Genomic DNA, 24,965 nt, shown 5'->3' on the forward strand with positions numbered 1-24,965 from the left:
AATCAACCCTCCGTCCGCGCCGCAAGCTTTTTAATAGGTCCTGAGCCTAGCCCAGGTTGTGTTCACATGCGCTCACACCGCGTGGTCTAGCGGCTGTTGAGAGGATGATTCAGCGTTTACGGCGACTCCGCCTCGACGCATCATGCTCTGGTGCAGGCTGCCAGTCTCGCGCCACGATAAAAAACGGAGGAAATACCATGGCCATTTCACGCCGCAGCGCGCTGTCGCTGCTGCCGCCGCTGCTCGCCGCCCCCGGCCTTGGCCGCGCTGCCGGTTTTCCGGAGCGGCCCATTCGCATCGTGGTGCCCTATGCCGCGGGCGGCAATTCCGATGTGGTAACGCGCATCCTGGCTGTGCCCTTTGGCGAGGTACTGAGCCAGGCTGTGGTGGTGGAAAACCGCCCCGGTGCCGGTGGTAGCGTGGCGGCCACGCAAATGGCCCGGATTCGCCCCGATGGCTATAATCTCATGATCGGCAGCAATGGGCCGATGACGGTGAACCCGGCCATCCAGCCCAATCCGGGCTATGACGCGCTGCGCGATTTCGCCCCCATTGGGTTGATTTGCCGGACCGCGCTTACGGTCACCGTCAAGCAGGGCCTGCCGGTGCGCAGCCTCGCGGAATTTGTCGCCCTGGCGCGGCAGCGGCCTGGCCAGGTGACGGTGGGCACCTCTGGCGTGGGCAGCATTGGGCATTTGGGCCTGGCCAGCTTTGCCGCCCTGATCGGCGCCACGCTGCAGCATGTGCCCTATCCGAGTGGTGGGCAGATCCTGCCTGATCTGGTGGCGGGCAATGTTGATGCCGCCATCACCGAGATCAGCACCGCCTTGCCGCTGCATCGTGCCGGCCAGGCGCGGATTCTGGCGCTGGGCAGCACCACCCGCTCCGAACTTGCCGCCGATATCCCCACGGCCGAAGAAGCCGGCGTGGCGGGCTGGCGTGAGGCGGCTTTTGTTGGCCTCGTGATTCCGGCCAATCCGCCGCCCGAGGTGCAGGCTGTACTGGCCAGAGCCTTTGCGGCCGCGGTGGCGCGGCCGGAGACAAGGCGGCGGCTGATCGATAGCGGCAGCGAGGTCGCCTCTACTGCCGAGGCCACGCCTGCAGGCTTTAGCGGTTTTCTGGTCGATGAGACGGCGCGCACCCGCGCCGCTGCGGTTCGCGCTGGGCTGCGGAATAGCCCATGAAGATTATCGACGCGCAAATCCATATCTGGGGCCAGGGCAAGCCCTCTGGCCTGCATCGCCAGGTGCCGGTCTTCACCGCTGAAGAGGTGCTGGCCGAGATGGATGCGGCGGGGGTGGATGCGGCGCTGATTCATCCGCCCGCGAGCTGGGACCCTGATTCCAACGCCCTGGCCATTGCGGCGGCAGCCCGCTACCCGAAGCGCTTTGCCGTTATGGGGCAATTCCCTCCCGAGCGGGTGGAGAACCGGCCTCTGATTCAGGGCTGGCGCAACCAACCCGGCACGGTGGGGCTGCGCTGGCCTTTGATCGCGGCCGAGCAGCAGGCCTGGCTGCGCGATGGCACGCTGGATTGGCTCTGGCCCGAAGCCGAGCGCGAGGGGCTGCCGATTGCCATGATGGGTGGCCTTTTTCTTGATGATTTCCGCCGCATTGCCGAGGCGCATCCGGGCCTCAAGCTTATCCTCGACCATTGCGGTCTGGTGCGCACCGGCCAGGATGAGGCCGCCTTCGCCCAGCTCGATACTTTGCTGGCCCTGGCGCGGCTGCCCAATGTGGCGGTGAAGGCAACCGGCGCGCCGCATTACTCCACCCAGGGCTATCCCTATCGCAATTTGCATGACGGCTTGCAGCGCATTTTCGACGCCTTCGGGCCCGAGCGGTTTTTCTGGGGCACCGACATCACCCGCATGCCCTGCAGCTACCGCCAATGCGTGACTTTCTTCACTGAGGAACTGCCCTGGCTGGGTGGGCGCGAGTTGGAATGGGTGATGGGGCGTGGTCTCTGCCAATGGGTCGGTTGGGATTATGATTTTGGCTGAGGGCGCGGGCCTCAAATAAGTTGTGCGGCAATGGCGGCGAAGGGGCAGGGATGCCTCATGCCGCTGCGGGCAGATTGCCTGAGCGGATCAAAGACGCCGCGCGGGCCGCGGCCGCCTGCCAATCCGCCCCGCCATCCGGGCAGCGCACCAGCCGCACAGAGGGGTACCAGATCGTATCATCCCTGGCCGGTTGCCAGCGCCAATCCGCGTGGCGGCCATGGGTCAACATCAAAGCGGGCCTGCCCAATGCGCCGGCCAGATGCAGCACGGCGGTATCCACCGTCACCACCAGATCAAGTGCGGTGATGGCAGCGGCCGTATCAAGGAACCAATCAGCCGTATTATCCATCTCCTGGCCCAGGCGGTCCAGCGCGAAGGGGGCCTGGGCTTCCTCGCCCGGTCCCTTTTGCAGCGCAAAAAGCCGCACGCCGGGCAAAGCCGCGATGGGGGCGAACACCGAAAGCGGCACGGACCGATTGCGATCAACCGGTGCCTTAGGGTTGCCTTGCCAGACGATGCCAATGCGAAAACCATGGGTGCCGATCCGTGCCCGCCAGCGCGCCACACGTTCAAGATCGGCGCTGAGATAGGGAATTGGCCCCTGATGTTCCTGCGGCAGCAACCCCAGCGCGCGGGGCAGATTGAGCAAGGGAAGCCACGATGTCACCCCTTGCACCCGCCCCGATGTGCCAGAGGCGTGCAGATCAATCCCCTCCATCAGGGGTGCGAGCAGCTTGTGCACCCGTGCATCCAGCACCGCATGCACCCGCACGCCACGGTCGCGGAGCATGGGCAGGAAGCGGGCGAATTGAATGGTATCGCCCAGCCCTTGTTCGCCCATCACCAAAAGCGCCTTTGGCCATGCACCACCGCGCCAGAAGGGGATGGGTTCCGGCCCTGTCGGACCGCGGCGCATGACCTTGACGAAATGCTCCGGCATCAAGGCGAAGCGCACCTCATAGGCCTCCCAGGCCTCTTGCCAAAGCCCGGCGTTAAAGAGCGCACGCGCCAGCACCACCCTAGCCTTCAGGTTTTCGGGCTGTAGCTGGGATAAGGCGCGCGCTCCTGCGACGGCCTGGGTGAGGCGCCCCGCCTGGCGCGCTTCCTCAAGCAATCTCAGAAGCGGGGTGATATCAGGCGTTTGCGCCATGGCGATGCCCCGGCCCGGCTGTTGAAGTGCGGCGCGGGTAGAGCCGCTCTTCAGGCGCTGAGATCAGCGGTCAGCGTGGCGGTGCCGTTCGCGCCCCCTGCGACGCCATCCAGTGCTTCCCAGGAGAGTTCATCGGGGGATAGCGCTTCGGTTGGTGCAGGCTGGGCCTGGTTTTCTTGCGCCGCTTTGTGCTCGGCGCCGGCGGTGGGGAGATTTTCGTTCTTGATCGGCATGTTCAAACCTTCAGGGATTTCGGTAGGAGCGCAGCCTCGCCTAAAAATGACGTCGTCTTTGCTGGTGGGATTTGTGAGGCAAAAAACGAATACGGTATAGCCCCGACACTGGTGTCTCGATTTGGCGGGAGCCACACGGGGTCAGCACCGTAACGGCCATGGCCGTCTGGCGCAGCCTTCGACGGCTTTAGCGCAATTCAAATGTATCGGTGAGCAAGGCGTTGCAGTCGTAAATGATCTGTATATAGTAATTTTTATATTACGTTCTGATATAAAAAATATCCGACCGTATACCAAAACAAATTGTGCGAAAGAATTAAAGCCACGGGTTCAGGCTACGAAATCGCCTATACTGGCAATCTGGGCAAGGATCTGACCGGTAAATTGGTGGTCTATTTGGATGCCGATCCCAATCCAATGACTGCTGAGGCATGGGCGACCTATGTTCCGCCAGCTGGGTATAGTTTGAACACGCCGCGCACAACTTGCTTTGATGTACTGGACCTGCTGGGCAACCCGGATGTTCCGGCGGGGCAATACACGCCTCTCACAACCTCTGATGGTTATACATGGATCAGCGTGGCCGCTTTGGCCCGAAGCGTTTATCCGTATCTGCCGCTCACGGTGGATGGGGTTACGCTGTCACCGCAGCAAATAGCCTATTCGCTTTCGACCCCACCCCCGGGGGTTATTATTGTGGATAGTAACAATAAAAACCATTCCAATACCCATTGGGGATTGGATGGGGCGCATGCTGGCGCGGCCCATTTACAATATTTCATTATGGACCCTTGGGATAATAAATATATATTGAAATCGGTTAATTCAAAATACGATACACCTGAAAAATTTGCTGAAGCCGTTGCGGCTGCGGTTTTGCCGAAAGGTTGGGTGAAACTCGCCCCGGAGTTTTTCAGGCAAGATGTGGCCTATACACCGATTTACAGCGGCCTGAATGATAGCCTGGCGCATGCCAATGAATTTCGCGACAGCGCCGATAGTGCCTGGACGCAAATCGAATGGGGTGCTGCGGGCATAACCCTCAATGCCATGACGGCCGGGGGGTTGCCGATTTGGGGCGGGCAGGGTGGCGGCCGCTTGTTGGGCAATGAGCAGAGCAATGTGATTTATGGCGGGCAGGGGGCCGATTCCATCTTCGGCTTGACCGGTGACGATGCCATTTATGCTGGCGGCAGCAATGATGTGATTGATGGTGGCTTGGGCTCGAATTTCCTCTCGGGCGGTGCGGGGATGGATTCATTCTTCGTCGATGGCCGGGCCACCAATGGCCCCAGCACCTGGTCCACCATCGCCGATTTTTCGCCCGGGGAGCATGTCACGATCTGGGGCTATCAGCCTGGGGTGAGCCAAGTTTTTTGGGTCGCGAGCGGTGGCGCTGCGGGCTATACGGGTGCCACGTTGCATGGCGACCTCGATGGCAATGGCCAGGTTGATACCTCGATCACTTTCAGTGGCCTGACCCAGGCGCAATTGCCGACGCCGAGCTTTGGCTCCTCCAATGGTTACGACTATATTCATATTGGATAGGTGGGGCGGCGCTGGTCTGGACAGGTGCCGCAAGCGCCTTAACCTGCCCCCATGGCGGCGGAACCCAAGCACCTATGAGCATCGCCGATTGCCATTGGCGCGAGATCGAAGCCTATCTCACCGTTGATGACCGCTGCCTGCTGCCCTTTGGCAGCCCCTGGCAGTTGGATGATGCGGTGTTGGACAGAATCTGCCAGGCCGGTGTGGCCGAAACCCAAGCAGCGCTGGAGGGCCCATGGCCGAACCGATAGTCATTTGGGGTGCTGGCGCCATTGGCGGCACCATCGGCGCGCATTGGGCGCGCGCAGGCCATGAGGTGCTGCTGGTCGATCAGGTGGCGGCGCATGTCCAGGCTTGCCGCAGCACCGGCCTTGTAATTCGCGGCCCGGTGGAGAATTTCACCCAAATCATCCCGGCGGTAACACCGGCCGAGTTGAAGGGGCGCTTCCGCCGCATCGTCCTTGCGGTGAAGGCGCAGGCCACGCGCGAGGCGCTCACCATGCTGGCGCCGCATCTGGCCGAAGATGGCTTCGTGCTCTCGGCGCAGAATGGCCTGAATGAGATCGCCATCGCCGAGGCGCTGGGCGCGCACCGCACCATGGGCTGCTTTGTCAATTTCGGTGCCGATTGGCATGGGCCGGGCGAAATCCTCTATGGCAATCGCTCCGCCCTGGTGATGGGCGAGATCGATGGCAGCATCCAACCGCGCACGTGGGAGATCTTCGCACTGGCGCAGATCTTCGAGCCCGATGCGGTGCTGACCACCGATATCTGGTCCTATCTCTGGGGCAAGCTGGGCTATGGCGCCATGCTCTTCGCCAGCGCGCTGAACCATGACAGCATGACGGAGAATTTCGCCGACCCCGCCCGCCTGCCGGTCTGGTTGGCTTTGGGGCGTGAGGTGGTGGCAACCGCCCTGGCGCGCGGCGTGACCCCGCGCGGCTTTGGCGGCTTTGACCCCATGGCCTTCGCCCCCGGCCGGCCGGATGGCGATGGTGAGGCCATCATCCATTGGCTGCGTGACTATACCGCGGTGGGCGCCAAGACCCATTCTGGCGTCTGGCGGGACCTCGCGGTGCGCAAGCGCCAGACCGAGGCTGAGGCGCAGATTGCCATCATCGCGCCCCTCGCGGCCGAGCATGGCATTGCCACACCTGCTATCCATGCGATGTGCCGGCTGATCGGCGAGATCGAGGCCGGCCAGCGCGAGCAATCGCCCGAGAGTTTTGCCGCCCTGATGGCGGCGCTCTGAGGCCCCGGCAGTGGCTTAGGCCACCGCCAGATCGCTTGCCAGATGGAACAGGCAATCTCCCCGCTTGGTGCGGGCGGGGCGGCTGGGCTGGAATGAGCATAAGGGCAATTATAACAGCTTGATGCGGGCAGGGCCCGAAGCGCTTTTCCTGATCAACCCCGGCGGCTTCCTGTTCCAGGAATTGCGCGCGAGCGAACTCATCGTCTGCAACCTCGCGGGGATGTGCCGCGCGGCAAGGGCGAATGGCGCAAGTTTGCCTTCCATATCCAGGCCCGCATCCATATGGCCAATCCCCAGGCGGCTTGTGTGGTGCATGTCCATCCGCGCTACCTCACCGCCTTGTCGATGATCGAGGGGGCGGAATTCTCCCTCTCGCACCATAATAGCCTGCTGCTGAATGAGCGCACGGCCTATGATGGTGACGGCAGCATGATGACGCCGAGGGCGACCGCATAGCCCGCCTCATGGGCCATAAGACCATCATGCTGATGCGCGGCCATGGCGTGACGGTGGTGGGCCCCGGGGTACATGAAGCCTTTGATGAGGCCTATATGGCCGAGGGCAGCTGCATGTATCGGATGACGGCCATGCAAACCGGCCAGCCCCTGCGCAAGCTGCCCGAGGGCTTGCGCCGCAACCATACCGGCCCCTGGGGCGAGCGGCTGGATGCCTGCCTGCATCTGAACGCCTGGCGGCGCGTGCTGGACCGTGAGGAGCCGGATTATGCCCGGTAAGCGCGGCCCTCTCAGCGCGGCCTGACCGGCAGGCCCATGGCGCGGAACCGCGCTTCCACCACATCGAGGTCATGCAAGCCGGGCGGATTGGCGCGGCTGGGTTGCTCATGCATGCGCGGTGCCCGGTGGGTCCGCCACAGCTGCAGCAGCCGGGCGAGTTCGGTGAGCGGCGCCTGATGATCATCCACCCGCAGGTCGATATCGGAAAAATCCTCGGTGGTGATCAGGCGCAGCGCCGCTGATTGGCGGCCGCGCCGGTCACCACCCGCCGCCTCGCCGGCATCAAGCGCCGCCACCATCCGCTCGGGCAGGGTAAGGGCTTGGCCCTTGGCAAAGGCGGCGGCCGTATCGGCCACCACCGCCTCGCCCGAGAGCATATTGCCAGCAACCGACCATCCGGCCTGGGTGATATGGCCGCACCATTCCACGCAGCGCTCCCCCGTCCAGGCGGCAGTGCGGCCTTGGCGGTCAATGGCGTGAACTTGGCGCAGCGCGCGGCCCTCATCCATGGCGAGCGCACCGGCGATGGCAAGGTCGGGCGCCACGCCACGCGCCATGGCATCGAGAATGGCGGGGCCGAGATAGCGGTTGGTTATGCTTTGGGTGGCCACGGCCCCCACGCCGGCGCGCAAATGCGGCACCGCCGCCCCCACCGCGAGATTGCATGTCGTCACCGCGACGGCGAAGGCCCCGGTCTGGGGGTCATGGGCGAGGATGGACCAGGTGATGGCGCGCACTCCGTTATGAGCCGCCAGTGTAACCCGATTCGCCGCGTTGCGCGCGGCCAGCGTCTGGGGCATGCAGGGGCCAAGGAGAAACGCCATGATCCATCGCCGAAACCTGCTTGCCGCCCCAATGGCGCTGGCCGCACCCGCCTTTGCCCAAGCCGCCTGGCCGCAGCAGCAAATTCGCCTGATCGTGCCTTTTGGGCCCGGGGGGGCGATTGATACGCTCAGCCGCACCATGGCCGCGCGCTTCGCTGAATTCGCCAATGGGCAGAACCTGGTGATCGAGAATCGCGCCGGCGCGGGCGGCACCATCGGCGGCGCCTATGCCGCGCAGCAGCGCCCCGATGGCAGCACGCTGATGATGGCCGATGTGGGCGCCAATGCCATTGGCCGGCTGCTCTACCCCGCCTTGGCCTATGATCCGGTGACCGCCTTCACCCCCATCATCCATCTGGTGAACCTGCCCGGCTGCCTCATCGCCCATCCCGATGTGCCGCAGCAAACCATGGCCGAGATCATCGCCGCCGCCCGCGCGCGCCCCGATGGCTTTACCTTCTCTTCGGCTGGCACCGGCAATGGCAGCCATTTGTTCATGGAACTCTTCCTCAAGCGCGCGGGCATTCGCATGGTGCATGTGCCCTATCGCTCGGGGGCGGAGATGGTCACCGCCCTCATCCGCGGCGATGCCCAATTTGGCTTCCCCACCGTCTCCTCGGCGCTGGCCATGATCCGCGAAGGCCGCGCCAAGGCGGTGGCCATCAGCCTGCCCGGCGGCACGCCGGTGCTGCCCGGGGTGCCGGCGGTGGATACAGTGCTGCCCGGCTTTAATGTCGCGGTCTGGCACGGCATCGTGGCCCCTGCCGGTATTGAGCGCTCCATGGTGGAGCGGATCAACGAGATCTTCGGCAAGATCGCAGCCCTGCCGGAGGTGCGCGAGCGCATCGCCGCCGGCCAGGCCGGGCGCGTGGTCGGCGGCACGCCGGCGGATTTCGCCGCCCATATCCGGCGCGAAGTCGAGACCTGGGGCCCCATTATCCGCGAAGGAAACATCCGTGCCGAGTGAAGCCGCCACACCCCGCCCAGCCTCCACCATCCTGTTGCTGCGCGATGGCACGGCGGGGCTGGAGGTCTTCATGGTGGTGCGCAACCAGGCGATTGATTTCGCCGGCGGCGCGCTGGTCTTCCCTGGTGGGCGGGTGGAGGAGGCCGATGCGCGGCTGGGCGAGGCATTTCGCATTGCCGCCATCCGCGAGGCCTTTGAGGAGAGCGGTATCCTGCTGGCCAGGCGCGGCGATGCGCTGCTGGCCGAGCATAGCCTGCCGCGCGAGGGCGATTTCCACGCGCTGCTCACCGAGCATGAGCTGGAACCGGCCATTGATACGCTGGTCCATTTTGCCCATTGGATCACGCCTGAAGATATGCCCAAGCGCTTCGATACGCATTTCTTCGCCGCCCACGCCCCCGCGCAGCAAATCGGCAGCCATGATGGCGGCGAAGCGGTCGAAAGCTTGTGGATTCAGCCCGGCCGCGCAGTGGAGGAGGCCGATGCCGGCCAGCGCACCCTGGTCTTCGCCACCCGGCTGAACCTGCTGAAACTGGCCCGCTTCGAAACCGCCGCCCAGGCGCTGGCAGAATGCGGCCCGGTGGTGACGGTGCGTCCCGAGCCTTTCAACGATGAGAACGGGCGTTGGATTCGCATCCCGGAGGAGGCAGGCTATGGCGGCACTGTTTTCAAGGGGGTGGGGCGGCCTATGAAACCCATTGGTGACTAAGGCGGGGGGCTGGCTGCCGGAACACGAGTGTGCGGCAGTAAGATCGAGGGGCTTTGCCCCTCGAGCACCCCAGCAGGAAACTTAGTTTCCTGCACCTTCGTTGGATTATTGATTTCAATAATTTTCTGGGAGAGCGCTAGAGCATCAGCCGTTCAAACAGAATCGTTTGAGCGGATAAAGATGCTCTACAAACAAAAACTTAGAGCCTGTGCAGTGAGCCGAGGCGAACGGAACAGGCTCTAGCGGGCAAAGCCCTTTCGCTCCTATTCCCCGCCATGAGCCTGTGCAGACACTCCTTGCCAATGCAACAGGCTCAAAGCGCGGCCCTCAGCAATCCAATTGCTGTGCCAGGTCAATAAAATCCTGGCAGATCCAATCCCAAGGGTCCTCGGCCGTCATATCCGTCGCCTGGCCCGGCCCGTGCTCGCCGCGGCGGAAGACAAAGGCGGTGGCCAGCCCTGCACCCCGTGCTGCCCGCAGGTCGCCATTATGCGCGGCCACGAGGCAGAGTTCGGCGGGCGCGATGCCCAGGATTTCGGCCGTGCGGGTATAGGCCTCGGGCTGCGGCTTATAGGCTTGCACCGTCTCGGCCCCCAATATCGCATCCCAGGGAATGCCTGCGCGCTTCGCCATATTGGCCAGCAGCAGGATATTGCCATTGGAGAGCGGTGCGACAAAGAATTTCCGCCGCAGCCGATGCAGCCCCAAAATCACATCCGGCCAGGGGTCGAGCGCATGCCAGGCCAGGTTCAGCGCATCGAGATCAGCCGCCGCGGCGCTGAAGCCATGATCGGCGAGCATGGTTTCCAGGTTTTCGCGGTGCAGCACATCAAGCCGGGTGAAGGGGCGGCGGCCGGCGCGGCATTCCTCCATCGCTGGCTGGTAGCGCTTCCGCCAGGCATCGGCCAGGGCGAAGGGGTCGAGATCCGCCCGGCCATGGGCGAGCAGGAAGGGGGCCAGCGCGCGGGCAATCCCGCTGCGCCAATCCACCACAGTGCCGAAAGTGTCGAAGACCAGGGCTTTCACGGCGGTCATTCGGCGGCATCCTTTTGGGCCCAGCGCTTGTCGAAATCCCAGACTTCGGGAAAGCCCATCAATTCGCAAATCCGGCCAAAGCCGTAGCTTTCCTGCGCTGGCAGGGCGTTGGAATCTCCCATGGCCTTCAGATGCGAGAAGGCCCGCTCATAGGCCGCGGCGGCTGCCAGAAAGCCCAGGGCGGGGTAAATGGCGATGGCATAGCCAATCTCCTGCAGCCTTGCGGCGGGCAGGATGGGCGTGCGGCCGCCCTCCACCATATTCGCCAGCAGCGGCTTATTGGGGAAGGCGCGGCCGATGGCGACCATTTCCGCCTCGCTCTCCGGGCTTTCGATGAAGACGATATCGGCGCCGGCCTCATCGAACATATGACCGCGGCGGATCGCCTCCTCCAGCCCCAGCCCGGTGCGGGCATCGGTGCGGGCCACGATGAGGAAATTCGGGTCGCGCCGGGCCTCCTTGGCCACGCGGATCTTCAGCACCATCTCCTCGGCCGGGATGACCCGACGGCCAGGGGTATGGCCGCATTTCTTCGGCACTTCCTGGTCTTCGAGCTGAATGCCGGAGACGCCTGCCGCCTCATAGCCCATCACCGTGTGGCGCACATTCAACAGCCCACCATAGCCGGTATCGGCATCGGCGATGACCGGCGTCTTCGCCATCTGCGCGAAGCGGCCCACCCGGCCCACCATATCGGTATAGGTGGCGATGCCGGCATCGGCCACGCCCAGATGCGAGGCCACAGTGCCAAAACCCGTGGCATAGAGGCAGTCAAACCCCATGCCATCGGCGATCAGGGTGGAAATACCTTCGAAAATACCCGGGGCGACGATGAATTTCTTCGCGTCAAAGGCGGCTTTGAGGGAGGGTTTGGGCATAGGGCTTTTCCTATTGGCGGGTGATATGGCCGGCGGCACTCGCCGCGGCCCAGATACGGTCCTCGCGCTGCATGGCGGCCAGCAGCGGCGCTTGCGGGCGAAGATCGGGCTCAATGCCCAAAGCGGCAAGCCGGGCGAGAAATGCCTGGTTCCGGAAGGCGCTTTCCATGGCGGCGTAGATGCGCGCGCTGAGCGCATCGGCCATGCCGGCGGGGCCGAGCAGCGCCACCCAGCCCGCCAGGTCAAACTCTGCCAGCCCCTGCTCCTGGGCCGTGGGCACATCGGCAAAAAATGGTGTGCGGGTGGCGGTGGAGACGGCGATAATCCGCGCCCGCCCGGTGGCCATATGCGGCGTGGCCGAGGCCGTGCTGGTCCAGCCCAGCGGCAGGTGGCCAGCGACCACATCGGTCATCAATTGCCCGCCGGAGCGGTATTGCACATCGGGGATGTCGAGGTTGAGCCGCCGGGCCATTTCCTGGCCGATGAACTGGCTCAGCGCCTCGGTCGAGCCGGTGGAGAGCGCGCGGGGATTGGCGGCGGCAAAGGCGCGCAGCCCGGCGATATCGGTGAAGGGCAGGGCCGCACTCGCCGCCAGCACCATGGTGTTGCGGGTGAGCATGGCGATGGGCGTGACGTCACGGATAGGCTCGTAAGGCAGCGCCGCCATGGTGTGGCGGTTGAGGATATGGGTGGAGACGACGGCGGTGAGGGTATGGCCATCCGGCTCGGCGCGGATCATCGCCTCGGTGCCGATCACGCCATTACCCCCGGCGCGGTTTTCGACCACGATGGGAAAGGGCAAAGCGGGGCGCAGCGCCTCGCCCAGCGCCCGGGCCAGAATATCGGTGCCACCGCCGGCAGCATAGGGCACGATGATGCGAATGGGCCGGCTGGGCCAGGGCGTTTGGCCGAGGGCGGGCGCGGCCAATAGGATGGGCGCGGCCAGAATGGCGCGGCGGTGTATCGGCATGCTTACTCTCCCCTTTGTTTGATTGTGCGCCCGCCCGGGGCGGGCATCAACCCAAGCCCCGGCATTGCAAACCAGCCAGAATCAGGCGCAGCCTGTCCCACTCATAAGGACAAACCAGCACCATGCCCGATACCCATATCCAAAACCCCGATACAACCGCCCTCGCCGCCATCGAGGCGGTGGTGCAAACCTATCTCGATGGGCTGCATGAGGGTGACACGGTCAAACTCGCCGCCGCCTTCCACCCGGCCTCTGAACTGCGCAGCGAGAAGGATGGCCAATTGGCCGAACTCAAGCGCGATGCCTGGCTGGACGCGGTGCGCAGCCGCCCCAACCCCAAGGCGCAGGGCCTGGCCCGGCATGATCGCATTCTGGCCATTGACCTTGCTGGCCCGGAATTGGCGGTAGTGAAGCTGAACTGCGCCATTCCGCCGCGGTTTTTCACCGATGTGCTGGTGCTGCTGAAGCTCGAAGGCGGCTGGCGGATTGTCAGCAAGGCCTTCCGGACTGACATTCGCTAAACTGGGCTTCCCGGGGGATGGGCTTGCCCTCCCCCGGTTTGGCTTTCAGCCGGACTTTGCCAGGCTGTCAAAGGCTTTCAGCCGGGCGATCAAAGCCGGCATCTCCCGCAGTGGGATCATATTCGGCCCATCCGAGGGCGCGGCATCGGGGTCCTCATGGCACTCGATGAAGACTGCCGCCACGCCCACCGCCACCGCCGCGCGGGCCAGAACGGGGGCGAATTCGCGCTGCCCGCCGCTGCTGCTGCCCTGGCCGCCCGGCTGCTGCACCGAATGGGTTGCGTCATACACCACCGGATAGCCGGTGCGCGCCATGATCGGCAGGCTGCGCATGTCAGAGACCAAGGTATTGTAGCCAAAGCTGGCGCCGCGTTCGCACAGCATGATGCGGCTATTGCCGGTGCTGGCGATTTTGGCGGCGACATTGGCCATGTCCCAAGGTGCGAGGAACTGGCCCTTCTTCACATTGATGGCGGCCCCGGTCTCGCCGGCTGCCAGCAGTAGGTCGGTCTGGCGGGAGAGGAAGGCGGGGATTTGCAGCACATCCACCGCCTCTGCCGTGGGGGCGCATTGCTCGGCGCTATGCACATCGGTGAGCACCGGCAGGGCGGTGCTGGCCCTCACCTCGGCCAGAATATCCAGCCCCTGGGCCATGCCGATGCCGCGCGCGGCATTCACGCTGGTCCTATTCGCCTTGTCGAAGCTGGATTTGAAGACCATCGGCACGCTCAGCGCGCGGGCCATCTCGGCCAAAGCCGCCGCCACCTCCAGCGCATGCGCCCGGCTTTCGATCTGGCAGGGCCCGCAGATGAACATCAGCGGCAGGTCATTGCCAACCGCGATGTCGCGAATGGTGATGCTCATACCAGCCGCGCCTGCTTCACGGCTGCCGCAACAAACCCGGCAAACAGCGGATGCGGCTCAAAGGGCTTGGATTTCAATTCGGGATGATATTGCACGCCGATGAACCAGGGATGGTCCGGGATTTCAACAATCTCCGGCAAAACCCCATCCGGCGACATGCCAGAGAAGCGCAAACCTGCCGCCTCCAGCCGGTCACGATAGGCGACATTGACCTCATAGCGGTGGCGATGGCGCTCCGTCACCACCGCCATATCGCCATAGACCGCGCGCACCAGCGAATTCTCGGCCAGCGCGGCAGGATATTGCCCAAGGCGCATGGTGCCGCCGAGATCGGCATTGGCATCGCGCTTTTCCAACTGATTGCCGCGCGACCATTCGGTGAGCAGCCCCACCACCGGCTCGGCACAGGGGCCGAATTCAGTGGAGGAGGCAGCAGCAATACCCAGCAAATTACGCGAGGCCTCGATCACCGCCATCTGCATGCCAAAGCAAATGCCAAAGAAGGGTATCTTGCGCTCCCGGGCAAAGCGCACGGCTTCGATCTTGCCCTCGGTGCCGCGCTCGCCAAAGCCGCCGGGCACCAAAATGCCATGCACGCCCTCCAGCCGGCGCACCGCGTCCTGGCTATTCTCGAAAATCGCGCTATCCACCCAGTCAAGCTTCACCCGGGTGTTATTGGCGATGCCGCCATGCGCCAACGCCTCATTGAGGCTTTTATAGGCATCCAGCAGGCCGGTGTATTTGCCCACCACCGCAATGGTCACCTCGCCCTCGGGGGCGGTGATGCGCTCGACGATATTCTCCCAGCGCGAGACATCGGGCTCGCCATAAATGCTGAGGTTAAAATGCCTTAGCACCTCACGATCCAGCCCCTCATTGTGATAGGCCAGCGGCACCTCATAAATGCTGCGCGCATCCAGCGCGGGGATCACACTTTCGGGCCGCACATTGCAGAATAGCGCAATCTTGCGGCGCTCATTCTCCGGGATGGGCCGGTCACAGCGGCAGAGCAGGATTTGCGGCTGGATGCCCACGCCGAGCAATTCCTTCACCGAATGCTGGGTCGGCTTGGTCTTCAACTCGCCGGCCGAGGGGATATAGGGCACCAGGGTCAGATGTAGGAACAGCGAGCGGGTGGAGCCCAGCTCATTGGCGAGCTGGCGGATGGCCTCGAGGAAGGGCAGGCTTTCAATGTCGCCCACCGTGCCGCCCACTTCCACCAGCACGAAATCATAGGCCTCGGTATTCGCCTGCACCGCTTCCTTGATGGCATCGGTGATATGGGGAATGACCTGCACCGTGGCGCCGAGATAATCACCCCGCCGCTCCTTGGCGATCACCTCGGAATAGAGCCGCCCCGTGGTCCAGTTATCGGCCTTATTGGCCGCCACACCGGTGAAGCGCTCATAATGCCCCAGATCGAGATCGGTCTCTGCCCCGTCATCGGTGACGAAGACCTCGCCATGCTGATAGGGCGACATCGTGCCCGGATCGACATTGAGATAGGGGTCCAGCTTGCGCAGCCGCACCCTATAGCCGCGCGCCTGCAACAGCGCCCCGAGAGACGCCGCCGCGATGCCCTTGCCAAGCGAGGATACCACGCCACCGGTGATGAATACGAACCGTGCCATGGGAGCCCCTCCTAGACTGCCGACTCGACCGATGTAACCCCCCACAAGACGCAGGGCGGCATGCGCATCACGCCCCAGCCATGGGCCGCGGCGGGCGAAGGATGATCAGCACCGCCATGCCATAGATGACCGACATCGCGATGGTCAGCAGGCGGTTGCCCATGGCGGCCCAAGCATCCGTGCCGATTTGCGGCAGCAATTGCCCGATCAGGACGATGAAAACCGTGAGGCCGAGCTGGGTGAGCATGCCACGCCAGCCAGGCGCGGCATGGCCGGCGGCGATCCATAATCCAATGCCCAGGGCAAGGGGAATGACCGCGACATTTTCCGGCCGCAAAATCGCCACCAGCAAGACCGGCAGCACCAGCAGCGCGGCCCCCAGATTGGCGAAAACCAGCCAGCGGCCAAAACGAAGTGCTGCCATGTCTTGCGGCAGGCGCAGCATATTCACCAAGGTGATGGCCACCAGCAGGCTATTGGCCGGGCTGATCACGGTGCAGGCGGCCAGGGCGCCGACCAGCGCCATGGCCTTGGCCAGCGCCCGCAACCCCGGCGCGCTTTGCGCCGGCACGATCATCGGCGGTGGCCGCGGCGGCGCTTGTGAGGGCAGCACCGCATGCGCCAGGAATGTCACCACCACAGCCTGGCCCGCGGCGATGCCCATCAGGGCTGGCAAGGGCTCGGCCTGGGCGGGATCCGCCTCAATCAAGGTGGTGACCAGCACCGAGACCATCAGTGCGAGCAAGGTAGGAATATGCTGCGGCTTGGCCGCCAATTGGCCAAAGCAGCCGCAAGCCACTGCCAGCAGCAGCACCCACACCGCGATGGGGCTATCCGCCACGGCCAGAAAACTCCGGGAGAGCAACCAGGTGATGGCGATGACGAGCAGCAAAATCTGCAGCATCTGCCGCACCGTAGGGCGCGCACCGCCCGGCATCAGCAGAAACACCGCCATGATCGGCCCGATATAGGCCAGCGCCAGGCCAGACATCATGTTCCAGCCCAGCAGCAGCAGCGGTGCCAGCCCCAGGCGGATAACCGCGCGCCAATCCGCCATATCAGGAGAGATAGGCCAAGATGCTGCGAATGCGGATCACCGCAAAGGCGATGGCATCCATCACCGGGTGGCTGAGCGCATAGGCCACGATGCTGGCCTGGCTGCCATAGCGCAGGCTGCGTGGCGGGGGCTGCTCGTTGAGCAGGATTGTCACCGGGAAACGGCGGGTGTCGTTATTGGGTTTGGTGGGTGCCAGCAGCCCCGTCGCCTGATCCACCGGCGCGGTGCCCCCCAGACCCCAGCCGATGCTCTCGACGCGGCCGGAGAAAACCCGGCCGGGCAGGGCGTCAAACACCATCTCCACCCGGGTGCCAGGGCGCATATGTTCGAGATTATTCTCCCGCATCAGGGCTGAGACCCAATAGGCACGGGCATCGATGAAGGTCAGCGCCGGCTGGCCGGGCGCCACATAGCTGCCCGGTGAGAGGTTGAGATTGGTCACGACCCCCGTGCTGGGGGCGACGACGCGGGTGCGCAGCAGGTCAAGCTGGGCGCGCTCCAGCCCCGAGAGCGCCTCACGCAATTGCGGATTGGCCGCCCCGGCCGGGCCGAGATTTTGCCGTGCCCGCTCGAGTTCGGATGTCGCCCCCTGCAAACTCGCATCGGCACGGGCCAAGGAGGCCTGGGCATCTTCGCCCCGCGCTGGCGGATAGACCCCGCGGCGCACCAATTCCAGCACGCGGGCGGTCTGCTCACGGGTATTGCTGCGCGCGGCCAGCGCCTCGGCCACCCGGGCCTGCGCTGTCTCCACCGCGGCGGTGGAGGCGCCCAGCGTCTGGCCCACCTGGGCCACGCGCGCTTCGGCCTGGGCCACGGCAATCTCATAGGGCCGGGGATCGAGGCGGAAGAGGGGCGCGCCTGGCTGGACGATCTCATTGTCACTGACATCGACCGAGATCACCCGCCCGCCGACCTCGGGCGCCATGCGGATCAAAAATGCCTGCGCCGTCGCCTGGCTGCTGCCCGGCGTCATCCTATCGGCCACCAGGGTATAGGCGAATAAGGCGATGGCCAGGCCAATAAGGCCCAGCACCAGCGCCCGCACCGGGTCCCGCTGGGCTGTGGTGGGGGTATCGCTCATGGTGAATGCGCCATCATCGGGGGGATCGGGCCTTTGCAGGGGCTCGCCGCGGATGGCGAGAGAATTGCGCGCAAACTCGCAACGGAATGCTGACACCGTCAAGCCGCGAAACGCGATGTGGTGGATGAATTTCGCCCGGGCGGGGCCAGAAAAACGGACCAAAGAGACTATTGATTTTTGCGGCTGGCCGGGCGGCGCCAGGATAGGATAAATATTAAATCCATTTAATGGCAATTAGTTCAATAATTTGTTATGAATTTTCCTGTATGTCGGTATGATGATAATTGAATAATTAGCATAAATATTGGTTGATATCGCTCAATAATTGAAAACAATAAGCTTGGAGGCCAAGACAAACGGAGTAATATCCCCGAATTATTCCTATTAAATCTGTATGTATGTTGCTGTCGGTCAGTGCTTCGAGCATGCGAAACAGCCCAGCTTCATGAATTCATTCGCTTTGGGCTTGGGGCAGCGGGGTAATTCGTCTAAAAAACTTCTCCTGGCGAGGAGGTTTGCATGAATCGGCTGGATGGTTGCCGCGTATTGGTGGCTGAGGACGAACCGCTCGTTGCCATGCTGCTGGAGGATGCGCTGTTGGAAGCCGGCGCGATCATTCTTGGCCCTGCCGCCACCGTCCAGCACGCGCTGGATCTGACCATGACGGCGCGGCCGGATATCGCGGTGCTGGACCTCAACCTCTCTGGCGAGAGCTGCCTGCGGGTGGCCGATGCACTCGCCGCTGCCGGCGTGGCCTTCATCGTCGCCACCGGCTATGGCGATGCCATTCCGCTGCCCCAGCATCCCGCTGTCGAGAGCCTGCAAAAACCCTATGACCCGCAGGCGCTGATCGACACGCTGGCCAAAATCCGGCCGCGGGCTTAACGGCGCTCAGGCCCAGGGCTGGGTTTTGCGCCCGTAGCCGGGTGACGTTCCAGCAGGCCCGGTGAAGAATTTCGCCCCTGGCAGTTGCGCGAAAGCGCCAAATGGGGCGCCCTGCTCAGGGCGAGACATATCCGCGCGGGCTGAACCCCGGGCGGCCAGTTCAGATGGGGAAGAAACATGACCTATACAGTGGGCGATCTGGTGGCAGAATTTCTGCCGGCGGTGGGGGTGACGACGGCTTTTGGCATCGTCTCAGTGCATAATATCCCAATGCTGGACGCGCTCAGCCAGCGCAATGCGGTGCGCTACGTCATGGCGCGCGGCGAGATGGGCGGTGCCCATATGGCCGATGCCTATGCGCGGGTGACGGGCTCGCTCGGCGTGGTGTTCACCTCCACCGGGCCGGGTGCGGCCAATGCGGTGCCTGGGCTGGTGGAGGCCCGCTTCGCCGGCTCACCGGTGCTGCACATCACCGGCCAGACCGCCACGCGCCATATCGACCGCGACATGGGCACGGTGCATGACGTGCCGGGCCAGACGGCGATGCTGGGGGCAGTGTCCAAGCAGGCGTTTCGCCTGCGCTCGGCGCAAGAGGCGCTGGGCGTGCTGACCGCCGCCGCCACCGCCGCCCTCACCGCGCCCACCGGGCCGGTCTCGCTGGAAATCCCCATCGATCTGCAGCGCACCGAGGTGCCAAGGCCCGATTGGGCTGCCTTCAGCCTGGCCCTGCCACCCGCCCTGCCGCCCGAGCCCCAGGCGCTCGCCGCCGCCATCGCCATGCTGCGCGATGCCAAGCGGCCCATGCTTTGGCTGGGCAATGGCGCCAAGGGCGCGGGTGCGGCGGCGCAGCGCCTGCTCGATCTGGGCTTCGGCGCGGTGACGAGCTGGAATGGCCGCGGCATCATCGCCGAGGATGACCCCCGCACGCTGGGCGGGCTGAATGGCAATGGCTCTGCCTTGGTGCAGGAATTCTATCGCGGTTGCGATGCGATGGTGGTGGTGGGCAGCCGGCTGCGCGGGCATGAGACGCAGGATTTCACCATTGGGCTGCCCCAGCCGCTGATTCATATTGATGTCGATGCCGCTGCCAATGGCCGCACCTATCCCAATGCGCTCTTCGTGCAGGGCGATGCTGCCCTCACCCTGCATGCCCTGGCCGATGCGCTGGCGCCGAGGGAGGCGGAATTCCAGGCCGAGCTCGCCGCCCTCAAGGCCCGCGCCACCGCCGCCTATGCTGCGGGGCTTGGCCCTTATGAGAGTTTCCCGGCCACGCTGCGCGCCGTCATGCCGCGTGATGCGCTTTGGGTGCGTGATATCACCATCAGCAATTCATCCTGGGGCAATCGCATCCTGCATGTATTGGGTGCGCGGGATGCGGTGCATCCGGTGGGCGCCGCCATTGGCCCTGGCCTGCCGCTGGGCATTGGTGCGGCCCTGGGCGGAGGCGGCCGAAAGGCCATTGCCATGGTGGGTGATGGCGGCTTCGCGGTGAATATGCCCGAGCTCTTCACCGCCGTGCAGCAGCAGGCGGAGCTGATCATCATGGTGATGAATGATGCCGGTTATGGCGTGATCCGCCATATTCAGGATTTCGCCGCCGGCCGGCGCTTTTATCACGATCTGCGCGGTCCGGACCTGATGGAACTGGCCAAGCTGGCCGGGCTGCCGGGGATGCGGGTCTCCGCCGTGGAGGATTTCGGCCCCACCCTGGCCCGGGCCTTCGCCACACCCGGCCCGGTGCTGGTGGAGATCGACATGGTCTCCATCGGCGAACACCCGCCCTATGCGCCTTATGATAAGGCGCGCCCAACGGGGTAAAAGGGCCGGGTAAGCGGGCGGGGTAAGCGGGCGGGGTAAGCTCGGGGCCCCGCTACTTGCTGGGCCGCGGCGGTGGTGGCGGCGGCGGTGCTGCCGGGGCGCCGGCCGGAGGGGCATTGGGCCCCTTCACCGGCGGGCGCGCACCGCCACGGCCGCCACCAGGTGGGTCATTGGGGTCTGAATCCGAGGGGCCTTGCGGGCGTTGGGCACCGCCACGGCCGCCACCGGGTGGGTCATTGGGGTCGGAATCCGAAGGGCCTTGCGGGCGTTGGGCACCGCCACGGCCGCCACCGGGTGGGTCATTCGGGTCCGAATCCGAAGGGCCTTGCGGGCGCTGGGCACCGCCACGGCCGCCACCGGGCGGGTCATTGGGGTCGGAATCCGAAGCCCCTTGCGGGCGTTGGGCGCCGCCCCTGCCGCCACCGGGCGGGTCATTCGGATCAGCATCCGAGGCGCCTTGTGGACGATTGGTCGAGGGGGCAGCGCTGGGCGGGGGGCTACCGCGGCCATTACTGGGCTCATCATTGGGGTCGGCATCGGTCAAGCCGCTGCGCGGGCGGCCGGATTTAACCCCTTGCGCCAAGGCAGATGAACTGGCGACGGTGCCGCTCAGGCCCGCCACGCGCAGCGCGAGAAGCCTGCGGCCGGGGGTCTTGGGATCGTCCATTCTGCGCATGCCTTGCTGGGTTTAATCGCATCATTGCAATGACCCATCATGGGAAGCAAGCGGCAAGGCGGTGGCCTTGACGTCACCCACGGTGATGTTTTCGCCCTGCAGCCGCAGCATGGCGGCGCGGATCAGCCCTCGCCCGGCCAGCCGCTCCGCCACCCGCGCGCCGCGCTCCAGCGCCAGCAGCACTTGCAGCTTGGGCAGCGCGTGCACCGCCACCGTCACCTCCAGCGCACCCATTTCGCTATCGGGGTCCAGGCTATTGGCCGGCTGGCGCAGGATGGCCGGGTGCTGCACATCCACCGCATTGGCGATCATCATCGCTGCCGCATCGGCATCCGCGGCGCGGCCGGCCAGCACCGTCACCGCATCGGCGATACCGCGCGAAAAGCGCCGCCCCGCCCAGCCGGCCGTGACCACACCACCCACCCCATCGGCCGCGTGCAGCAGCACCATGCCATCGGGCCTGCCGGTGGCGAGGTCCCCGCAAAGCCCGACCCGCAGGCTGGCCCGCCCGGTGAGGTGAATGGCGATATCGCCAGCATGATTGACATGGGCGGCCTGCACGCCGGGCTGCGCCATCATCGCTTCCAGCACATGCTCGGCCAAGGCGCCGGCCATGGCCGCCATCGGGGTAATATGATCCAGCCGATGCGGCCAGCAGGCCTCGGCCATGCGCTGCGCCACGGGATGACGGAAGCTGGGCATGGGGTCGCTCAGCGCCTGGCGCAGCATGGCCCATTCCACGCGCAGCGCCGGCCAAAGCCCCAGCATGCGCTGCCCGGCCGCCGCCTGCGCCGCGCGCACCCCGCCCGGCGTACCCTCCACCCCGATCAGCAGATGGATCGGCCCATCCTCCAGGCTCAGTCGCCCATCGGGCAGGTTTTGCGCGTTCAGCGCGCGGCGCCAGGCCATGGCTGCACTCCCGGCAATATCGCTCTAACGCCTAGTATCGGGTAGATCGCGCCGCACTCAACCCATCCAGCGGCTGAGAGCCTGCGCCAAAATGGGCTGCGGCGCGATGGGCTGGGTCTTTCGGGGCAGGCGCTGCGGGTGGATATTGCCATGGCGCGGCAAGGGCCTGGCATGGCCCATCCCAAGGAGAGTGCCATGAAAATCCGCAAACTCGTCACCTGGGTTGAGGAATGCCTGGTCGAGATGGACCAGGACATCCACCCGCCAATCCGCCGCGCCCTGGCCGCCGCCGTTCTGAAAAACCCCTTTGCTGGGCATTTTAACCCGGACCTCACATGGCTGATCGACACCGGCGAGGCGCTGGGCGCTCTGCTGGTTGAAAAGGCGCTGGCCGCGCTGGGCGCCCCGGCCCAGAGCTATGGCAAGGCCGCCATCGTGGGCGAGGGGGGTGAGTTGGAGCACGCCGCAGCCCTGCTGCACCCCAAGATGGGCGCGCCGATCCGCCGCGCGCTGGGTGGTGGCGCGGCCCTCATCCCCTCGGCCAAGAAGCGGGCAGGGATGGGCGCCACCATTGATGTGCCGCTCGGCCATAAGGACGCCGCCTATGTGAGCAGCCATTTCGATGCGATCGAGGCCCACATCACCGATGCGCCCATGGGTGATGAGATTGTGGTCTGTCTGGCCCTTGCCGCTGCCGGCCGCCCGCTGCCGCGAATCGGTGGGCTGCAATTGGGCGATATCGCTGGGCGCGACGGCCTGCGGTGATGGCCGCAAGCCCGCTTTGCCTATGCGCCGCTGCCATGGCGGCGGCGAAAACCGCAACCCCGCGAAAGCTGCTTTTCACCGCTTGCCACAATCCGGCCACATCGCCATAACGACGCGGTAATGCGCGGGATTGAACCACCGCGATGATAAAGCTGGGAGAAGCAACCGGGTGAGCGATACCATCCTGGAGACCGAAGGGCTGACGAAGGAGTTTCGCGGTTTTGCCGCCGTCTCCGGCGTCAATCTGCGCGTCCGGCGCGGCTCCATCCATGCCCTGATCGGGCCGAATGGCGCGGGCAAGACAACCTGCTTCAACCTGCTGACCAAGTTCCTGCCCGTCACCCGCGGCACCATCCGCTATGATGGGCGCGACATCACGGCGTTGAAGCCGGCCGAGGTTGCTCGGCTGGGGCTGGTGCGCAGCTTTCAGATCTCGGCGGTCTTCCCGCATTTGACCGTGCTGGAGAATGTGCGCGTGGCGCTGCAGCGCGCGCGCGGCAATTCCTTCGATTTCTGGCGCCCCGCCTCGCTGCTGTCGAAATATGATGATGCGGCGATGGCGCTGCTCGAGGATGTGGGCCTCACCGAATACGCCAGCCTCTCCGCCGGCCAACTCCCCTATGGCCGCAAACGCGCGCTGGAGATGGCGACGACGCTGGCCATGCAGCCGGCGATGATGCTGCTTGATGAACCCACCGCTGGCATGACGGCCGAGGATGTCGATCGCATCGTGACGCTGGTGAAGCGCGTCTCGGTGGGGCGCACCATTTTGCTGGTGGAGCATAATCTGAAGGTGGTGGAGGGGCTTTGCGACACCATCACCGTCCTCGCCCGCGGCCAGGTGCTGGCCGAGGGGGATTACGCCTCGGTCTCCGCCAATCCCGAGGTGATCGCTGCCTATCTCGGCACCGATCCCGCCTCTGTTGGTGTTCCGGAGCAAGCGCATGGCTGAGCCGATGTTGAGCGTGAAGGGCCTGGAGGCCTGGTACGGCGAATCCCATGTGCTGCACGGGGTGGATATCCACATCAATCAGGGCGAGGTGATCACCCTGCTCGGCCGCAATGGCGCGGGCAAGACCTCGACCTTGCGCGCCATCATGGGCCTGACCGGGCGGCGCTCCGGCTCGATCAAGTTCAACGGCACGGAATTGGTGGCCGCGCGCTCGGACATCATCGCCCGCGCCGGCATCGCCTATTGCCCGGAGGAGCGCGGCATTTTCGCCTCCCTCGACGTGACCGAAAACCTGATGCTGCCGCCGCAAATCGCACCGGGCGGGATGAGCGTGGAGGAAATCTACACCCTCTTCCCCAACCTCAAGGAGCGCGCCCGCAGCCAGGGGACGAAACTCTCGGGCGGCGAGCAGCAAATGCTCGCCATTGGCCGCATTCTGCGCACCGGCGCCAAGCTTTTGCTGCTCGATGAACCTTCCGAGGGCCTCGCCCCGGTGATCGTGCAGCAAATCGGCGTGACCATCCGCGAGTTGAAAAAGCGCGGCTTCACCGTGCTCCTCGTCGAGCAGAATTTCCGCTTCGCCCAGACCGTGGCGGATCGGCATTATGTGATGGACCACGGCGTTGTCGTCGATCATGTGGCCAATCATGAACTCGCGGCCTCGATGGAGCGCCTGCACCAGTATCTCGGTGTCTGAAGGTGTTTTGGGGAAGCCTTGTATGAGCATGAACCGACGCCATCTTCTCGGTGCTGCCGCTGCAACCCCATGGCTGGCGGCGCTCCCCGCCCGCGCGCAAGGTGCAAATACCATCCGCATTGGCGTGCTGAGTGACCAATCGGGCCCCAATCGCCACATCTCCGGCCTGGGCTCCGCCCATGCCGTGCGCCTCGCCATCCAGGAGAGTGGCCTGGCCGCGAGCGGCATCAATGTGGAGGTGGTGCAGGCCGACCACCAGAACCGCTCCCATGCAGGCTCCGCCGTGGTGCGGCAATGGATCGACCGTGACGGCATTGACGTGGTGGTGGATGTGCCAGGCTATTCGGTGGCGCTGGCCGTGCAAAACCTTGTGCGTGAGAAAAACAAGGTCTTGCTGAATTCGGGTGCTTCCACCTCGGAACTCACCGGTAAGTCTTGCTCGCCCAATACCGTGCATTGGACTTATGATGATTGGATGCTGACGCGCTCAACCGGCGCCGCCATGGTGCGGGCCGGCGGGGAAAGCTGGTTCGTGGTGACGGCCGACAATAGTTTTGGCCGCAGCCTGGAGCGCGATATTACGGACTCCATCCGTATCGCCGGTGGCCAGGTGCTGAGTTCGGTGCGCACCCCTAGCCAGGGCGTGACCAATTTTGCCTCCTTCCTGCAGCAGGCCCGCGACAGCCGCGCCCAGGTGGTGGCATTGGCCAATCCTGGGGTTGATACGATGAATTTCATCCGGCAGGCGGCGGCTTCTGGCCTCACCGGCGGCGGTCGGGTGAAATTGGCCGGGCTTTTTGCCTTTAT

General features: G+C 64.8%; 28 protein-coding genes. 16 read left to right on the forward strand and 12 right to left on the reverse strand.

Annotated elements, in window-relative coordinates; genetic code table 11:
* Positions 1-197: 197 nt before the first annotated feature.
* Together ABWP84_RS12945 and ABWP84_RS12950 are read left to right on the forward strand one after the other, a co-directional pair.
* Positions 198-1,184: a tripartite tricarboxylate transporter substrate binding protein gene (locus tag ABWP84_RS12945; protein WP_353212454.1), complete on the forward strand. Its 987-nt coding sequence runs from the start codon at positions 198-200 to the stop codon at positions 1,182-1,184.
* On the forward strand, positions 1,181-2,002 hold the full coding sequence (locus tag ABWP84_RS12950) for an amidohydrolase family protein (protein WP_353212455.1): 822 nt from the start codon (positions 1,181-1,183) through the stop codon (positions 2,000-2,002). The genes ABWP84_RS12945 and ABWP84_RS12950 overlap by 4 nt, the downstream gene beginning before the upstream one ends.
* Positions 2,003-2,057: 55 nt before the next feature.
* On the opposite strand, the gene ABWP84_RS12955 is transcribed toward ABWP84_RS12950, so the two are convergent.
* Entirely contained in the window at positions 2,058-3,116 is a 1,059-nt protein-coding gene (locus ABWP84_RS12955) for a glycosyltransferase family 9 protein (RefSeq protein WP_353212456.1), read from the reverse strand.
* 86 nt (positions 3,117-3,202) lie between these two features.
* Positions 3,203-3,385, reverse strand: a complete 183-nt coding sequence (locus tag ABWP84_RS12960) for a hypothetical protein (protein ID WP_353212457.1) — start codon at positions 3,383-3,385, stop codon at positions 3,203-3,205.
* 303 nt (positions 3,386-3,688) lie between these two features.
* On the opposite strand from ABWP84_RS12960, the gene ABWP84_RS12965 reads away from it, so the two are divergent.
* The 5 genes from ABWP84_RS12965 to ABWP84_RS12985 all read left to right on the forward strand — a co-directional run bounded on the left by ABWP84_RS12965 (position 3,689) and on the right by ABWP84_RS12985 (position 6,919).
* Positions 3,689-4,933: a calcium-binding protein gene (locus ABWP84_RS12965; protein ID WP_353212458.1), complete on the forward strand. Its 1,245-nt coding sequence runs from the start codon at positions 3,689-3,691 to the stop codon at positions 4,931-4,933.
* 74 nt (positions 4,934-5,007) lie between these two features.
* The gene (locus ABWP84_RS12970; RefSeq protein WP_353212459.1) at positions 5,008-5,184 is read left to right on the forward strand and encodes a hypothetical protein; all 177 of its coding nucleotides are present in this window, start codon (positions 5,008-5,010) and stop codon (positions 5,182-5,184) included.
* A complete protein-coding gene (locus ABWP84_RS12975; protein WP_353212460.1) occupies positions 5,169-6,185 on the forward strand; it encodes a 2-dehydropantoate 2-reductase N-terminal domain-containing protein in 1,017 nt (338 codons plus the stop codon). The genes ABWP84_RS12970 and ABWP84_RS12975 overlap by 16 nt, the downstream gene beginning before the upstream one ends.
* A 222-nt stretch (positions 6,186-6,407) precedes the next feature.
* Positions 6,408-6,641, forward strand: coding sequence for a class II aldolase/adducin family protein (locus tag ABWP84_RS12980; protein ID WP_353212461.1), 234 nt, complete (start codon positions 6,408-6,410; stop codon positions 6,639-6,641).
* An 8-nt stretch (positions 6,642-6,649) separates the two neighbouring features.
* A complete protein-coding gene (locus ABWP84_RS12985; RefSeq protein ID WP_353212462.1) occupies positions 6,650-6,919 on the forward strand; it encodes a class II aldolase/adducin family protein in 270 nt (89 codons plus the stop codon).
* A gap of 11 nt (positions 6,920-6,930) precedes the next feature.
* Here the strand turns inward: ABWP84_RS12985 and ABWP84_RS12990 are convergent, their stop codons facing one another.
* The gene (locus tag ABWP84_RS12990; protein ID WP_353212463.1) at positions 6,931-7,719 is read right to left on the reverse strand and encodes a DUF1028 domain-containing protein; all 789 of its coding nucleotides are present in this window, start codon (positions 7,717-7,719) and stop codon (positions 6,931-6,933) included.
* A gap of 22 nt (positions 7,720-7,741) precedes the next feature.
* Here ABWP84_RS12990 and ABWP84_RS12995 point away from each other — a divergent pair, with 22 nt between their 5' ends.
* Complete coding sequence (locus ABWP84_RS12995) at positions 7,742-8,710, forward strand: tripartite tricarboxylate transporter substrate-binding protein (protein WP_353212464.1); 969 nt, start codon at positions 7,742-7,744, stop codon at positions 8,708-8,710.
* On the forward strand, positions 8,700-9,419 hold the full coding sequence (locus ABWP84_RS13000) for an NUDIX hydrolase (protein ID WP_353212465.1): 720 nt from the start codon (positions 8,700-8,702) through the stop codon (positions 9,417-9,419). The genes ABWP84_RS12995 and ABWP84_RS13000 overlap by 11 nt, the downstream gene beginning before the upstream one ends.
* Before the next feature lie 327 nt (positions 9,420-9,746).
* Here ABWP84_RS13000 and ABWP84_RS13005 read toward each other — a convergent pair whose 3' ends face one another.
* The 3 genes from ABWP84_RS13005 to ABWP84_RS13015 are packed head-to-tail and all read right to left on the reverse strand — an operon-like array spanning position 9,747 to position 12,302.
* Positions 9,747-10,454, reverse strand: coding sequence for a haloacid dehalogenase type II (locus ABWP84_RS13005; RefSeq protein ID WP_353212466.1), 708 nt, complete (start codon positions 10,452-10,454; stop codon positions 9,747-9,749).
* Positions 10,451-11,332: an isocitrate lyase/PEP mutase family protein gene (locus ABWP84_RS13010; RefSeq protein ID WP_353212467.1), complete on the reverse strand. Its 882-nt coding sequence runs from the start codon at positions 11,330-11,332 to the stop codon at positions 10,451-10,453. Before ABWP84_RS13010 ends, ABWP84_RS13005 begins: the two co-directional genes overlap by 4 nt.
* A 10-nt stretch (positions 11,333-11,342) precedes the next feature.
* Entirely contained in the window at positions 11,343-12,302 is a 960-nt protein-coding gene (locus ABWP84_RS13015; protein WP_353212468.1) for a tripartite tricarboxylate transporter substrate binding protein, read from the reverse strand.
* A 122-nt stretch (positions 12,303-12,424) separates the two neighbouring features.
* On the opposite strand from ABWP84_RS13015, the gene ABWP84_RS13020 reads away from it, so the two are divergent.
* Positions 12,425-12,823 carry a nuclear transport factor 2 family protein gene (locus ABWP84_RS13020; protein ID WP_353212469.1) on the forward strand — a complete coding sequence of 133 codons (399 nt, stop codon included), beginning with the start codon at positions 12,425-12,427 and terminating at the stop codon, positions 12,821-12,823.
* A gap of 45 nt (positions 12,824-12,868) precedes the next feature.
* Here ABWP84_RS13020 and kdsA read toward each other — a convergent pair whose 3' ends face one another.
* The 4 genes from kdsA to ABWP84_RS13040 form a co-directional block, all read right to left on the reverse strand.
* Entirely contained in the window at positions 12,869-13,687 is an 819-nt protein-coding gene (kdsA, locus tag ABWP84_RS13025; protein WP_353212470.1) for a 3-deoxy-8-phosphooctulonate synthase, read from the reverse strand.
* Positions 13,684-15,318, reverse strand: coding sequence for a CTP synthase (locus ABWP84_RS13030; RefSeq protein WP_353212471.1), 1,635 nt, complete (start codon positions 15,316-15,318; stop codon positions 13,684-13,686). Before ABWP84_RS13030 ends, kdsA begins: the two co-directional genes overlap by 4 nt.
* Positions 15,319-15,385: 67 nt before the next feature.
* Positions 15,386-16,375: a hypothetical protein gene (locus ABWP84_RS13035; protein WP_353212472.1), complete on the reverse strand. Its 990-nt coding sequence runs from the start codon at positions 16,373-16,375 to the stop codon at positions 15,386-15,388.
* A gap of 1 nt (position 16,376) precedes the next feature.
* Positions 16,377-17,456, reverse strand: a complete 1,080-nt coding sequence (locus ABWP84_RS13040; protein WP_353212473.1) for an HlyD family secretion protein — start codon at positions 17,454-17,456, stop codon at positions 16,377-16,379.
* Positions 17,457-17,975: 519 nt separating this feature from the next.
* On the opposite strand from ABWP84_RS13040, the gene ABWP84_RS13045 reads away from it, so the two are divergent.
* Together ABWP84_RS13045 and ABWP84_RS13050 are read left to right on the forward strand one after the other, a co-directional pair.
* Complete coding sequence (locus ABWP84_RS13045; RefSeq protein WP_353212474.1) at positions 17,976-18,341, forward strand: response regulator; 366 nt, start codon at positions 17,976-17,978, stop codon at positions 18,339-18,341.
* Positions 18,342-18,518: 177 nt separating this feature from the next.
* Positions 18,519-20,159: a thiamine pyrophosphate-binding protein gene (locus ABWP84_RS13050; protein WP_353212475.1), complete on the forward strand. Its 1,641-nt coding sequence runs from the start codon at positions 18,519-18,521 to the stop codon at positions 20,157-20,159.
* Positions 20,160-20,211: 52 nt separating this feature from the next.
* On the opposite strand, the gene ABWP84_RS13055 is transcribed toward ABWP84_RS13050, so the two are convergent.
* Together ABWP84_RS13055 and ABWP84_RS13060 are read right to left on the reverse strand one after the other, a co-directional pair.
* A complete protein-coding gene (locus ABWP84_RS13055; RefSeq protein ID WP_353212476.1) occupies positions 20,212-20,826 on the reverse strand; it encodes a hypothetical protein in 615 nt (204 codons plus the stop codon).
* A gap of 30 nt (positions 20,827-20,856) precedes the next feature.
* The gene (locus tag ABWP84_RS13060) at positions 20,857-21,744 is read right to left on the reverse strand and encodes a UPF0280 family protein (protein ID WP_353212477.1); all 888 of its coding nucleotides are present in this window, start codon (positions 21,742-21,744) and stop codon (positions 20,857-20,859) included.
* A 195-nt stretch (positions 21,745-21,939) separates the two neighbouring features.
* Between ABWP84_RS13060 and ABWP84_RS13065 the strand changes: the two genes are divergently transcribed.
* The 4 genes from ABWP84_RS13065 to ABWP84_RS13080 form a co-directional block, all read left to right on the forward strand.
* Entirely contained in the window at positions 21,940-22,509 is a 570-nt protein-coding gene (locus tag ABWP84_RS13065; RefSeq protein ID WP_353212478.1) for an amino acid synthesis family protein, read from the forward strand.
* Between the two features lie 169 nt (positions 22,510-22,678).
* On the forward strand, positions 22,679-23,461 hold the full coding sequence (locus ABWP84_RS13070) for an ABC transporter ATP-binding protein (protein WP_353212479.1): 783 nt from the start codon (positions 22,679-22,681) through the stop codon (positions 23,459-23,461).
* Positions 23,454-24,158, forward strand: a complete 705-nt coding sequence (locus ABWP84_RS13075; protein WP_353212480.1) for an ABC transporter ATP-binding protein — start codon at positions 23,454-23,456, stop codon at positions 24,156-24,158. The genes ABWP84_RS13070 and ABWP84_RS13075 overlap by 8 nt, the downstream gene beginning before the upstream one ends.
* 28 nt (positions 24,159-24,186) lie before the next feature.
* Positions 24,187-24,965 (forward strand): ABC transporter substrate-binding protein (locus ABWP84_RS13080; RefSeq protein ID WP_353212481.1); only part of this gene is annotated, 779 nt, incomplete at its 3' end.

The organism is Rhodovarius sp. (assembly GCF_040399605.1).
Taxonomy (GTDB): domain Bacteria; phylum Pseudomonadota; class Alphaproteobacteria; order Acetobacterales; family Acetobacteraceae; genus Rhodovarius; species Rhodovarius crocodyli_A.